Raw genomic sequence first — 13225 nt, 5'->3', positions numbered from 1 at the left:
CCGAACCATAGGTCTACTCGACGTCTCGCCTCCAGCGAAGCCACCAACCCGCCGCGATGGTCACGACCACGTACACGAGAAGCACGAGAAGCCCCTGCCACCAGCTGAGAGGATCCGCCCCGCCCGCCGCAGACATGTCGCCCGCGGCGAGGCTCATCGCGCTCGAGCCGACGAATGCGTCGGTGGCGGCCCCGGGGAAGAAGCGGGCGATGTTCGCGCTCCAGTCCCAGAACTGGGCGCCGGCGCGCAGCACCGGTTCGAGGAACTGGGTGAACACGAGGGCCAGGACGATGGCGAATGCCTGGTTGCGCACGATCAGGCCGATGCCGAACCCGATGACGGCCCACACGGCGATCACCGCGACGACGCGCGTGATCAGTGACCAGGTATCGGTGGTTCCGAGCATCGGCTCGCCACCGGTCGCACCGATCACCGCGGCGCCCGAGGGTACCGCCCCGATGAGCCCTGCGATGCCCAGCAGCGCTCCGACGCCGAGCAGCACGAGAGTCTTGCTGAGCAGCACGATGCCCCGCTTCGGCTCCGCGATGAAGGCGAGGCCGAGGATGTGATGCCGGATCTCCCCGGTCGCGAAGAGCGACCCCACCAGCAGCGGGACGACGTATCCGAAGGTCGCCACCGAGGCGTAGACCATGTTCGCGGTCTCCTGGCCCGAGGGAAGCGGCACGCCCTCGCCCAGCTGATCCGACATCGTGCCGAACAGGAAGGCGAAGGTCACGGCCATCATGGCCGAGTACGCCGCGAGGACGACGGCGAGGATCCACCAGATCTTCGTCGCGGTGACCTTGCGGAACTCCGCCGACAGGGTCCGTCCGAAACGGCTCATCGCGCACCCCCTTCCGTCGCGGAAGCGGCATCCGGACCGGGATCCTGAACCGCACCCGGCGGTATGCCGTCGGCGAGCCCGCGAGGATCCGGCTCCCTCGCCCCGTCGATGAGCTCGAGGAAGCTCTCCTCGAGCCCGCTCTCCTCGACGCTGAGATGCGTGAGCGGGATCCCGGCCTGGAGCGCCACGAGGCCGACGCGCTCGGCGTCCGCCCCCGTGACACGCATGGTCTCGCCCCTCAGGCCGTGCACCTCTGCTCCGACGGCCTGCAGCGCCCGCGCGAGCCCCTGGCGATCCGGGGCGGCGACCAGCACCGCGCGTTCCTCGCCGCCGCGGAGCCCCTCGAGAGTGCCGGCGAAGGCGAGCCGGCCCTGCCGGATCACGATCACGTCGTCGACGGTCTGCTGCACCTCGCTGAGCAGGTGCGACGAGAGCAGTACGGTGCGGCCCTCACTCGCCAGGTGCCGCAGGAACATGCGGATCCAGCGGATCCCCTCGGGATCCAGCCCGTTGATCGGCTCATCGAGCAGGATCACCTGCGGCTCACCGAGCAGCGCTGCCGCGAGCGCGAGACGCTGCCGCATGCCGAGCGAGTAGCCACCGGTCTTGCGGTCGGCCGCGTCGGCGATCCCCACGAGCTCGAGCACCTCGTCGACCCTCTGCTTCGACACCCCGATCCCTCGCCGCATGATGTCGAGGTGGGCCCTCCCGGTGTGCGCGGGATGGAAGTTCGCCGAGAGGGACGAACCGACCGTGATGGCGGGTCTCTCGAGGTCCGCGTAGGGAACACCGCCGATCGTCGCGGTGCCGCTGTCGGGTCGCACCAGCCCCAGAAGCATCGACAGCGTCGTCGTCTTACCCGAGCCGTTCGGGCCAAGGAAGCCGGTGACGCGACCGGGCTCGGCGACGAAGCCGAGATCCTGCACCGCCTGCACGGTGCCGAAGCTCTTGGAAAGCCCCGCGACCTCGATACGTGCTGCTGTGCTCACGGCGGCTCCCGTCTCCGTCGTCCGGCTTTCTCCCACACTCCCAGAAACAGGAGGGCCTGCGCAAGCCGCGGCGGACGCGGGGATGCCGCCCACCGCCGTCGATCTCATCCCACTCCGGAGGCGGATCTTTCGAACCCGCCCCTATTCGAGCTCCTCGATGATGCGTCGCAGGCACACCCCCGCCGCCATCTCGTCCGCGAAGGCGGATGGATCCGCTCGCCCCTCGGTTTCGAAACCGTGGAGGTACAGTCGGAGCGCCTGCCGCGTGCGCGTCACCTGCGTCTCGCGATCCTCTGCGTCGACGGGCATCGACAGGAGTGCGCCGCACTGACGTATCGCTTCCGCGAGACGCTCTCCGCCCTGCTTCGCGGCGGCGGGCACCTGATCCGGGGTGCGCTGCTCGATGAGGTCTGAGAGGGCGCGAACGAAGAACACGACATGGTCGAGCGAGCGGAACTGCGCGTCGATGTCCTCGTTCTCGTGGCCTCGCCGGCGTGCGCGGGGGTTCACCCGTCGACTCCGTTGCGCCTGCCTGATCTCCTCCGATGCGGCGGTGGCCGTGCCGGTCAGACTGTCGATCGCCTCCTGCAGCGCACCGCTGTCGCGACGGCCGTCCTCCACCGCCGTCGCGGTCTCCTCGAGGCAGTCGCCCAGCGCACGCCGCAGATCGGAGAGCCGCGTGCGGGCCTCGCTCAGATACAGCGGCGGCACCGCGAGCAGCTGCACGATGAGCCCGACGAGCACCCCGAAGCCCATGGTTGCGAGGTAGGAGAACGAGAAGTCGTCCGCATTCCGACCACCCAGCAGCAGCACCATGATTCCGGCGAGCGCGATCCAGTCCCGCCCCGCCCCGAATATCTGCAATCCCCCGAGCGCCACGCCGCCGGCGACGAGCAGCGCCATGGACACGATCGCGGGAACCCCCAACGTGACGAAGGTCAGGGCCCCGAGCCCGAGCACGATGCCCGCGCCGAGACCCAACAGCGTCTGCAGACCCGTCCGCACCGAGTCGACGACCGTGGAGTACATGCTCACGAGCACGCCCAGCGGCGCATAATAGGAGTACTCCGACTCGGCGAGCGGCACATAGGGAGCGAAGTACCACGCGATCGCGGCCGCGGCCGCGGTCTTGACCGCGAGCACCAGACGCGACGGGTTTCCCACTTGGCGACCCGTGCGCGCCACGGCGCCTCGCAGGTTCTCTATCCTCGTCATCGCTCCTCGCTCCCACGCGGCTCCTCGCTCACACGCGGTGGCAAGTGAATCTACTCGGCGCCTTCGCGCGACCTCCAGGGGTTGCGCGGCCGGTCATCGGTGTGCCGCAGGTCTCGGAGGTCTCTGCCACCGGGCGAAGCCAATGGTCCCTCCCACGCAAAACGGCGCGGGTGCCGGCTCTGGCCGGGCACCCGCGCCGCGGGGCGCAACTGACTGCGCGCGGTCATTGCGCTATCCTCGCCTCCCAGCGATGGATCGCAGCAGCCAACCGATGATCGCGATGATCGCGAGAGCGATGCCCACCCAGAGCAGGAAGTTGACCGCTTTGACGAGGCCGCCCACGATCGCGATGACGATGGCGATGATGAGAATGATCGGGAATAGAGCGTTCATGCTTCGAGGCTATTCACCCTGCGTTTTCCGTGCACCCCCTTGCGCCGAGCTGCCCCGAACGGTAGAAGGAGCCTCGACCGCCGCTCCTTCCTGACCAGGCCGATCCCTTTACTTTTCGCCGGGAGCAGCTGTGCGGTGAACGACGACCCCGGACTCTCGCAGCTGCATCACCGTCGGATGGTCCTCGGGCGCATCCGTCACCACCGCGTCGATATCTGCAGCATCGACCACGTTGATCAGCTGCACCCTCCCGAGCTTGCTCTGATCCACCACCGCGATCACCCGGTCCGCAGAACGTGCGGCGTACCGCTTCACCGCACCTTCTTCACGATGGTATTCCGAAGCACCTCGAACAGCGTCGACCCCCGCAACTCCCATGAAGTAGACGTCGCAGTTGTAACGCAGGAACGCGTCCTCCGCCTCCGAACCGATCAGAGACAGCTCCCCCGGCCGCAAGCGACCACCCGTAACGAGAACCGTGGTGTCGGGCTCGTCTGCAAGCTCTACAGCGGCGAGCACGCTCGGCGTCACGACCGTCAACCCGAGCCCTTTCCCTTTGATCTCTCTGGCCACGGCGAGCACTGTGCTGCCGCTGTCGAGGATCACGGTTTGCCGTGGCTTCAACAGGCCGACAGCGATCTCGGCAAGATGGTGTTTCTCCTCGGCCGCAGCTGCGGCGCGTGCGTGAAAGGAGGGCTCGGTGGATTTCCCCCCGATGAAGATCGCTCCGCCCATGACTTTGCGGAGCACTCCGTCTTCCTCGAGCACGTCGAGATCGCGGCGAACGGTCATCTCGGAGACACCGAACTTCTCGGCGAGGTCGACCAGGGAGACCTCGCCCTGCTGAGCAATCATCTCCTCGATCAATGATCTCCGCGTGTTCGCATTCATGTCGTCGAGCCTAGATCCTCACTGTTACTTTCCCACATTCCCTCACACCCCTCTCACATAGCGGCCGCTGCGTGTGATCGGGAGCCGGTGCCGGGGAGTCTCCGACGACCACCGTCTGCGATGCTCATGCGCCCCGCCAGTAGCGGACACTGTGAACGAGGTCGGCGAGCACCACCTGGTCGTCGGCTTCATGCGCGGGGATGACTTCGAGAAAGGCGTGGACGGGCGACTGCCACTCAGCCTGATCGAGCGCGGTCAAGACCGGCTCGCGCTGCACGATCCCCTCGGCATTCGTAGATGCGGTGAAGGGTCCGTGGAGGTCCGCCCCGCGAGGCGACTGCTGCAGTTGGAGGAGCGGCTGGTGCCGCCAAGCCGAGCGCAGCCAGTTCGTGGGGTCGTCGCTACCGGTACCGGTGGTGAGCGCCGCGGGGTGTCCGAGATCTAAGCAGAGCACCCATGGGACAGCGGTCCCCGCGAGCGCCTCCTCCAACTGCTGCGCTTCCTCGATCGTGTGCCCGTACTCCCGTTCGACGGCGAGGTTCTCGAACGTCAGCCCGACGAGTCCGCGCTCATCGGCGTACTCCGCCAGGCGGTGCATCGCGTCGATCATCTGCCGGCGCCGCTCGCGCCGCTCACCCGCGTTCTGCCAGGCCGGCACGGTAGCGGCGCCGATATGACCACCGGTCATCGTCGCACCCATGGCGGCGGTGAGGTCGATGACTCCGCGATACCAGCGTTCCGCCTGCTCGCGGTCCTCGCGCTCATCGGCCATCAGCAGGCTCGCACCATATGCGCCGAGACCGGTGAAGGTGCTGTGGATGGTCACCTCCCACTGTTCGGCCACGGTGCGAACGTGCTCGGCATATCGCAGCGCGAACGGCAGGTCGAATCCTGGGGGAAGGAGATCGAGGCTGAACTGGCAGTGCGACAGGTCCAGATCCTCCCGGATGACGCGCAGCCATGCGTCAGGAGACGCCCACCTCTTCACCGCGAAGCAGTTGTTGACACCGAGTAGCATTTCAGTCATTTCTCTCCTTCGTGGGGGTCGATCAGAACTTTGACCCGGTCTCCGGCTCGCAGAGCCTCGTATCCTTCGTCGATGAGATCGCGCAGCGGCACGGTCTCGACCCATCCATCAACGGAGTACTCGCCGGCCGCGAAGCGTTCCAGTACGACTCGGAAATCGGCCGTCGAATAGAGGTGGGTCCCCTGCAGCGTGGCCTCTTTCACGTTGAGACCGGTGATCGACAGGGGGATGTCGCTCGCCGCCATCGCCACGACGAGGATCTGTCCGCCGGCTCTCAGACTGCCGAGAGCCATGGCTAGGGTCGCCGGAGCGCCAGCGCAGTCGACCACGACGTCGTACTCCTGTCCTGCGCCGTCGGCATGCAGGTCGAAGCCGAGGCTCTCCACCAACTCGCGTCGCCGCTCGGAAAGCTCAGCGACGTGGATGGTCTCGGCTCCGGCCGAGCGAAGCGCCATCGCCGATCCGAGACCTACGGGACCGCCTCCGATCACCAGCGCGGTAGAAACCGGTGCCAATGAGAGCTTGGACACCCCGTGGACGGCCACCGCCAAGGGTTCGGCGACCGCCGCCTCCTCCGCGCTCACCCCGTCCGGCACCGGGATCAACTGGTCCGCGGTGATGATCACGTACTCCGCGAGGCCGCCGTGCCCACCGGCGTTTCCGAGTATCGCGACATCGCGACAGCGATTCTCCTCATGAGAGCGGCAGTGGTCGCACTCCCCGCACGACAGCACCGGATTGACGGCGACCAGTCGACCGACGTCAGGGGTTCCGTCCGGGCAGCCCGGTCCGATCTTGTCGACGACTCCGGAGAACTCGTGTCCGAGGATCGCCGGGAGGTGGTGACCGGTGAGCGGATGCGCCTGCGCCGGCATGAAGATGGGACCGTCGTAGTACTCATGGAGATCGGACCCGCATATGCCGTTGTACGCGACACGGAGACGGACTTGGCCCTGTGCGGGCTCCGGGACCGGGACCCTTTCGATGCGGATATCGCGCCGACCGTGATACCGCGCCGCATTCATCGTGAGCATGTCGTCTCCTCAGAACAGCGTGTAGCCACCGTCGATGGTGACGACGGAACCTGTCATGAACGCGGACGCCTCACTGCTGAGCAGCGCGACGACCGGGCCGAGCTCCACGGGCTCTCCCCATCGCTTGAGCGGAGTAGGAGCGATGCAGTGCTCGTAGTACTCCGGTTGGTCGACGGGGCTCATCTCGGTGAGGAAGTAACCGGGGGCGATCGCGTTCACACGAAGGCCGTGCGGCGCCCATTCGACCGCCAGTCCTCGGGTGAGTTGGTGCACGGCGGCTTTCGAAGCGAGGTAACCGGCCTGCCACCGAGGTCGGTTCACGATCTCCGCCGAGATCGACCCCATGTTCACGATCCGGCCACGGATGCCCTGGTCACGCATGGAGTGGGCGATTCGCCGGCTGCAGTGCCAGACCCCATCGACGTTCGTGCCGAACACGGTCCGCCACTCCTCATCGGTGACGTCGAAGGCTTCGTTGCCGATCGAGACGCCCGCGTTGTTGACGAGCACGTCGACATAGCCGACGGTGGCCTCGATGTCCGTCACGCAGCGGTCGACATCATCCCGGTCGCTCACCTCCAGCACTCGACCGTGCGCATCGATCCCTTCGGCCACGAGAAGCGCGGCAGCGGCTTCAGCAGCCGGGCCAGTGCGCGCCGTCAGAACGACGGTCGCGCCGAGCTCCCCGAGCGCCCGCGCCATGGCGAGCCCCAGGCCTCGACTCGCCCCCGTGACGAGAGCCGTCTGCCCCTCCAGCCGGAACGCATCCAGCACGTTCGTCGTCACCATTCCAGTTCCTCCTGGCTGTTGAAGCGGGTGATCACGTTTCTCGTGATGCGGCTCACTCCGGGATCGTCGCCCAGCGCCATGCTCCAGGCGATGGATCCTGTCGAGAACACCGCGCCACCTCTGGAGTTGACGAAGTACGTCATATCCGCGCGCACCTGATGGTCCACGTTCGCAGAGGTTCCCGCGACGAGGAAATGGATTTCTTCCACCGTGCGGAGATACCCCTCCGACAGACCTTCCGAGGTCGCGAGCAGCAGCGTGTCCGCGGGCGTGCCGAGCGCGAGATCGTATCGGTCGATCTCTTGCCCCGCAGCTCCACCGGTGTCCCCGATGTGCCCGAAGGTCTCGGCCTCCACCCCCTCGAAGATAAAGGTCGCCCGCGGATCCTCCGCGTCGTCGAGCTTCCGGTACCAGCCGGCGCCGTCGAAGCCCTGCGCAGAGAATCCGACGCCGAACACGCTGTTCGTGGTTCGCCCGAGGTTCGCCCACAGGCCGCCGCGCTCGCCGGTGAAGACGTGGTAATGCTCGCCGGGCTTCGATTGCCACGCCCGCGAGCCGTTCTCCCCGCGACGCAGCTCCATCACCCACGGCCGATCGGGGTCGAAGGCGACCCTCCAATAGAAACCGTTGGCGCCCAGGTACATGAAGCGCCCGCCCTCATCGATGTACGACTCGACCGCATCGAGCATTCTGGTCGAGTAGTACTCGGAGTGGCTCGTCGTCATCACGACGTCGTAGCCATCGAGCGCCTCCGCGCCGAGCCTGTGCAGGGTGTGATCGGTAATCACGTCGTAGGAGATGCCCTCGTCGTTCAGCCAGGAGAGCAGATGCAGGTCCGCCGGCAGCTGCCAGGCGCCCACGTGGTAACGGTGCGTGGGCCGCATGTTGAGCAGCGGCCGACGCAGGCTGGCGAAGCCGACTCCCGTTCCATCCAGGTGCTCGTCGTAGCAGCTGCGCCCCAGTTCCGGGTGATCCTGCATGAACAGATCGCCCTCCATCAGGACGGGCGTACGGCTCGCAGTGGCCTGGGCCATCTGCGCCTGGGTGCCGGGGTGATCATTCGCGTACGCCAGATAGGAGGCGGTCGGAATGATCACGGCGACCGTCCGCTCCGAACGGAGCGGCTCGACGAACAGGGGGAGTCGTTCCGTCTCGGTCTCGGCTCCGCTCAGCCTCACGGCGTACGCGCCCGAAGAGAGATCGTCCGGGAGCTCGACGACCGTCGCGCGGTCCCATCCCGCGTCGTCGATATCGTCACTGTGGAAGTGGACGGCCGCCCACTGCTGCGGGCGCCGCGCAAAGTCCTCTTCGGTCGTGTCCCAGGAGCTCGACCGCACGCCCCAGGTAGGCGTATTCCGGCAGAGCGCGTCCCACTGGGGTGCCGGCCCCCACTCCGCGTCACTACGGCGGAAGGCCGGGATGGTCTGGGACCGCAGAACGCCCGATGCGAGCGACGCCGCGGGATCCCAGACGACGTGTGCGGCGGGGAGATCGCGGGCGTGCTCGTGCGCCGCGCGTCTCTCCGCGACCTCTTCAGCTCCAGCACCCTCGGGTCCGGCCCCCTCGGCGAGGAACGGAGTTTCGATGCGGCCGTCGAACGCCGCCCGGAGGCCGACGTCGGGCCATGCCGCGAAGTGCAGCGGTTCGGGGAGCAGCCGTGCTCCCGCTGTTCCGCGGAGCGTCTCTCCCACGTCCGCGGCAGTCGTGTTCCCGAGCGTCGCACGCGACCTCACCGGTCGAATCGCTATGGAAGCTCGCGAGGAGCCGAACCCTACCGCGATGCTGTACCAGAACCCTCTGGCCAACCGTCCCTCGGATTCGCACACCGGGGTCTCGCGTCCGGCCTTGAACACGCTGAGGCGCACCCGTCCTGAGGAGAGCAGGAGGCCCCAGCCGTCGCCGGCCTCGTCGCGCTGCCCGGCGATCAGCTGGCCATCCCGTTGCGGCGCGGTCGGCATGACGGTCAGCGCGAGGACATCGGCGTCTTCATAGAGCTCCCCGAGCCGCCCCGACGTCGCGGAGGATCCGAGGACCGTCTCCTGCGGCTGCACCGGGACGATTCCGAGATCGCTGACCACCCGCTCGCGGACCTCGCCGGTCGGCTCGCCGAAACCGAGTGAGACCAGCTCCGCGCGCACCTCTGTCGGATGGTCGGCCGAGAGGAACACCTCCACCGACTCCCCCGGTCGCGCGTCCAAGCGGTCGGTATAGCCGATGACGTGCGCCTCGGACGTGGCCGGCCAGGAGGGGTCAGCCGGGTCGGGTTCCTCGTGCGAGATGAGTCCGAGCTCCCCGAGACGGCGGAGGAAGACCTCGTGCAGCGCCTCCTCTTCCGTTGCGAAACGCCGCGGATCTCGCGTGTCGTTGGGCACGCCTGACACACCGGAGAGCCGGATGATCTGGTACTCCTCCCGCGGTTTGATCGCGTAGACCGCCAACTTGCCCGGGATGGGGGCTTGCCGCATGAAATCCAGCAGATGGAGCAGCGCAGGGGATTTCTCGCCCAGAGGGTCGCGCCGGTGCTCCTCGATCAACTCCGGTGTCAGCAGTTCGCCGAACCGATCCCGTGCGCGCCGCAGGAAGTGCTCGTAGACCTCCGCCTCCCTGTTGCGTTCCGTGTGCGCCGCCATATGCCCTCCGCCTTTCATCGTTGTCCGTCTCTTCCCGGCCGCTACAGTTGCGGCAGCACGCGACCCATGCCGAGGACTTCTTCCAGAGCACTGCCAAGCGCGAGAAGCTCCCGGTCACCGCCGTAGCTTCCCACCACCTGCATACCCACGGGCAGGCCGCCGGAGAAGCCGGCGGGCATCGCGAGGACGGGATGCCCGGTCATCGTCAGTCGGCAGGCCAGCCGCTGCCACTCGAAGTAACGCGAGAACTCGACGCCGTCCACCTCGTCGACCCAGAGCACTTCGGCAGGAGGCGCCACGACGGGAGTGGCGGGGCAAACGAAGCCGTCGAAGTCCTCGAGCAGCGCTGCGAACTGGGTGTAGAGCCGATAGCGGCGCGCGAAGGCAGTCGCAAGGTCGTCGGAGGTGAAGTCCGCCGCTTCGCTCACGTTCCGCAGAAAATCGTCGCGGTACAGCTCAGGCCTCTCCAGGGGATCTGCGCCGAGGAGGCTGTACCAGCCGAAGAGCTCGATGATCTCCCACGCGCGGTCCACGCCGTCGAGATCCACATTCACGTCGACGATCTGGACTCCCGCTTCCACGAGACGCCGACGGGCATCCGCCAGCGTCTCCCGCACCTCCGCAGAGACCGGGAGCCCCCCGAGGTCATCGCTCCAGGCGAGCCTGATCGCCCGCCCTCGCTCCTCGCCCTCGGCGCCGTGTGCTTCGCCCAGGCGCGAGAGCGGAGCGGCAGGATGCGCACCCCGCATCGCGTCGAGCAGAAGCGCGGCGTCGCTGCAGCTCCTCGCCATGGGCCCGTACACCGAATGGGGATCCCACGAGTTGCCACCGAACGTCCCGGGCACCGTCCCGGGGGTTGTGCGCAGCCCCACCGCATTGCAGAAGGCCGCCGGGTACCGCAGGCTCCCGCCCGAATCCGAGCCGTCGCAGAGCGGGAGCATACCCGCAGCCACGGCGGCGACCCCTCCGGAGGATCCGCCGGCGTGCCTGGAGGTGTCGTACGGATTGCGGGTGATCCCGAACACGTCATTCCAGGTGAGCGTGCCGACGCCGAACTCCGGGGAATTCGTCTTGCCGATGATGAGCGCTCCCGCCTCCCGCATGAGCCCCACGTGCGGCGCGTCAGCGGCGACCGGGGACCCGTTCGCGAATGCTCGGGATCCCTGCGACGTCGGCATACCCCTAACGTCGACGAGGTCCTTCACCGCGATCGGCAGCCCGTGCAGAGGCCCGAGCGCTTCGCCGGTCTCACGTCGTCTGTCAGCCTCTCTCGCCAGTTCCAGGCACTCCTCCCTCGGTAGCTGGAAGACCAGCACATTGATCTCATCGTTGACGGTATCGATCCGGTCCAGGAAGGCGCTCATCACCTCCTCGGCGGTCAGCGTTCCCTCCGCAATAGCGTCTCTGAGGTCCTCGGCGGACCACCAGATCAGCGGCGCCTCACCCGGTTGCTCTCTCACGTCCATCTCGTCCCTCATCTCTCCGAGCCCTCCGCTCCGTCGTACAGCACCGTGTCATCGGTGAACTCCAACTCGATCTCGCAGAAACCGGCTGCGCCGGTCTCGGCGGACACCGCGATGACCAGAGGACTGGCCCGCGTCGGCCAGTCGCGGGGATCGACGCGGATCCTCTCGTCCTCCATCGACTGCCCCAGAAGCTCCACTCCGACCGGGCCCCGGTCGGAGGGGTGCACCACCGAGATCTCGATCGACGATTCCCGCTGCACGGCTGTGGCACGCACCTCGATCCTCCGCACCGGTTCGCCCTGCTCGGGGGAGCAGATCTCCTGCGCGTGGGCGAGCGGCGCCGCGCCCACATCGGGAAGGCCCGGAACCGGTGCAGGCGGAAGCACCGCTTCGAGGGCCGCCGCGATGCCCAGCAGGCGAACGTCGCCCCACGCCCGTCCGGCGAGGGTCGCACCGACGGGCACGCCGATGTCGGACGCGACGCCCATGGGAACGGTGACCGTAGGTATCCCGAGGCGGCGGAGCACATGGTTGCCGTGGGAGAACACGGCGCCGTCCCTCCAGGCCAACTCAGCCGCCCCGAGGTTGCTGTCGGCATCCCACGGCCCGATATCCCCGTTGGCCGGGAAGATCACCGCATCGAGGCCGAGAGCGTCCAACCACTCGTCGTACATCCGTGTGCGCCCCTCGTTCAAGGCGCGCACGGCCGGCTCGGCGATACGCAGAATCTCGCGCTCCGGCAGAGCCGCGCCTGAGACGATGCCCGCGAAGTCGAACACGTCTCTCCCGGGATGCCTCAGGGACTCGCCGCGCACGTCCGTCGACCACGGCGAGACGGGCCGCACCGCGTGAGGCGCGATGTCGGCGAGTCTCGCTCCCCCGGCGAACGCATCGAGAAAGCGCGTCCAGGCATAGGTCATGAGCGGACCGAGTTCGAACTCCGTCCAGCCGGGCAGGAGAAACCCCTGGCTCTCGAAGCTCGCTGACGACGCGCTTCTCCGCTCGTAGGATTCGACGACCGGGAGCCTCACCCGCACCACCTCGGCTCCTGCCTCCCGGAGCAGCTGTTCGGTTCTCTCCCAGAGCGTCCGGATGGAGCGGCGTATCGGGATCCCGGCGACGTCGCCGACGGACTCGCCGACATAGAGGTGCGGCACGCCGAGGCGCACGCCCTGCAGCGGCGGCGCCTGCACGCCCTCTCGCAGTCGCTCGATCACCGCCCCCGCTGCTGATACGTCCACGCCACGCTGGCGGTGCCACGCATCCTGATCGTCCTCGCCGACGAGGTGCTTCGCTATCTCGAGCAGGCCATGCACGGTGGTGGTGTGTGGAACGACGACATCCCTGTACGGATGCAGCGGGAGGTTGCCGGAGCTGGAGATCACTCCCCAGGACGGCGTGTAGGCGACGAGGCCGTTGTTCGAGGCTGGCGAGCGCCCCGAGGAGACCGTCTCCTCGCCGATCCCGAAATCGCAGAACCCCGCGGCCACGGAGACTCCGGATCCGATCGAGGAACCCGAATGCCAGGCCGCCGCGAGGAAATCGGGATTGAACGGACTGCGCGTACGCCCGTAGAGACCGGGTTGCCCGCCACCGATCGCGACGGGAGGCATGTTCGTCTTGCCGAGCACGCCGGCGCCGGCACCTCGCACGCGCTCGACCACCGTGGCGTTCCGGCCCCCGACGAGGTGCTCGAGCGCCGGTGAACCGGCGGCGAGAGGAAGCCCGGCGACCGCGAAGGAGTCTTTGAACGTGCACACCCGTCCGGAGAGCGGGCCCGGGCCGACCTCCGCGAGGAAGTCCGGATTCAGCACGGGCACTGCGCCGAGGGCCGGGCCGCGGCGATCCAGCGCATCCACTCGCCTGAGCGCGTCCACCCTGCGCTCCGCGGCTGTTCTCTCTGGGCCCATCCGTACGAGGCTCCTCTCCGGGTCGGCGGTGTCGGAA

Annotated in this window: 11 protein-coding genes; all 11 read right to left on the bottom strand. The window is 67.8% G+C overall.

The genetic code is table 11. The annotated features are described in order from the left end of the window. Nucleotides 1-13 precede the first annotated feature (13 nt). The gene (locus tag JD276_RS07080; protein WP_200114945.1) at nucleotides 14-844 is read right to left on the bottom strand and encodes an ABC transporter permease; all 831 of its coding nucleotides are present in this window, start codon (nucleotides 842-844) and stop codon (nucleotides 14-16) included. Beyond that, a complete protein-coding gene (locus tag JD276_RS07075) occupies nucleotides 841-1833 on the bottom strand; it encodes an ATP-binding cassette domain-containing protein (RefSeq protein ID WP_307866493.1) in 993 nt (330 codons plus the stop codon). The genes JD276_RS07080 and JD276_RS07075 overlap by 4 nt, the downstream gene beginning before the upstream one ends. Before the next feature lie 141 nt (nucleotides 1834-1974). Continuing rightward, nucleotides 1975-3048: an FUSC family protein gene (locus tag JD276_RS07070; RefSeq protein WP_200114943.1), complete on the bottom strand. Its 1074-nt coding sequence runs from the start codon at nucleotides 3046-3048 to the stop codon at nucleotides 1975-1977. 231 nt (nucleotides 3049-3279) lie between these two features. Next, the gene (locus JD276_RS07065; RefSeq protein ID WP_200114942.1) at nucleotides 3280-3441 is read right to left on the bottom strand and encodes a hypothetical protein; all 162 of its coding nucleotides are present in this window, start codon (nucleotides 3439-3441) and stop codon (nucleotides 3280-3282) included. 108 nt (nucleotides 3442-3549) lie between these two features. Continuing rightward, nucleotides 3550-4332, bottom strand: a complete 783-nt coding sequence (locus JD276_RS07060; protein WP_200114941.1) for a DeoR/GlpR family DNA-binding transcription regulator — start codon at nucleotides 4330-4332, stop codon at nucleotides 3550-3552. A gap of 124 nt (nucleotides 4333-4456) precedes the next feature. Further along, nucleotides 4457-5359, bottom strand: coding sequence for a sugar phosphate isomerase/epimerase family protein (locus JD276_RS07055; RefSeq protein ID WP_200114940.1), 903 nt, complete (start codon nucleotides 5357-5359; stop codon nucleotides 4457-4459). Next, nucleotides 5356-6393: an alcohol dehydrogenase catalytic domain-containing protein gene (locus tag JD276_RS07050; protein ID WP_200114939.1), complete on the bottom strand. Its 1038-nt coding sequence runs from the start codon at nucleotides 6391-6393 to the stop codon at nucleotides 5356-5358. The genes JD276_RS07055 and JD276_RS07050 overlap by 4 nt, the downstream gene beginning before the upstream one ends. A 9-nt stretch (nucleotides 6394-6402) precedes the next feature. Beyond that, complete coding sequence (locus JD276_RS07045; RefSeq protein ID WP_200114938.1) at nucleotides 6403-7182, bottom strand: SDR family NAD(P)-dependent oxidoreductase; 780 nt, start codon at nucleotides 7180-7182, stop codon at nucleotides 6403-6405. Continuing rightward, the gene (locus tag JD276_RS07040) at nucleotides 7176-9812 is read right to left on the bottom strand and encodes a N,N-dimethylformamidase beta subunit family domain-containing protein (protein ID WP_200114937.1); all 2637 of its coding nucleotides are present in this window, start codon (nucleotides 9810-9812) and stop codon (nucleotides 7176-7178) included. The genes JD276_RS07045 and JD276_RS07040 overlap by 7 nt, the downstream gene beginning before the upstream one ends. Before the next feature lie 41 nt (nucleotides 9813-9853). Next, nucleotides 9854-11272 (bottom strand): amidase, encoded by a 1419-nt coding sequence (locus JD276_RS07035; protein ID WP_200114936.1) that lies wholly within the window; start codon nucleotides 11270-11272, stop codon nucleotides 9854-9856. A 14-nt stretch (nucleotides 11273-11286) separates the two neighbouring features. Then, the gene (locus JD276_RS07030) at nucleotides 11287-13188 is read right to left on the bottom strand and encodes an amidase family protein (RefSeq protein WP_200114935.1); all 1902 of its coding nucleotides are present in this window, start codon (nucleotides 13186-13188) and stop codon (nucleotides 11287-11289) included. Between the last annotated feature and the right edge of the window lie 37 nt (nucleotides 13189-13225).

Source organism: Leucobacter chromiisoli (genome assembly GCF_016522505.1).
Lineage (GTDB): Bacteria > Actinomycetota > Actinomycetes > Actinomycetales > Microbacteriaceae > Leucobacter > Leucobacter chromiisoli.
This window is presented reverse-complemented; position numbering and strand designations above follow the sequence as displayed.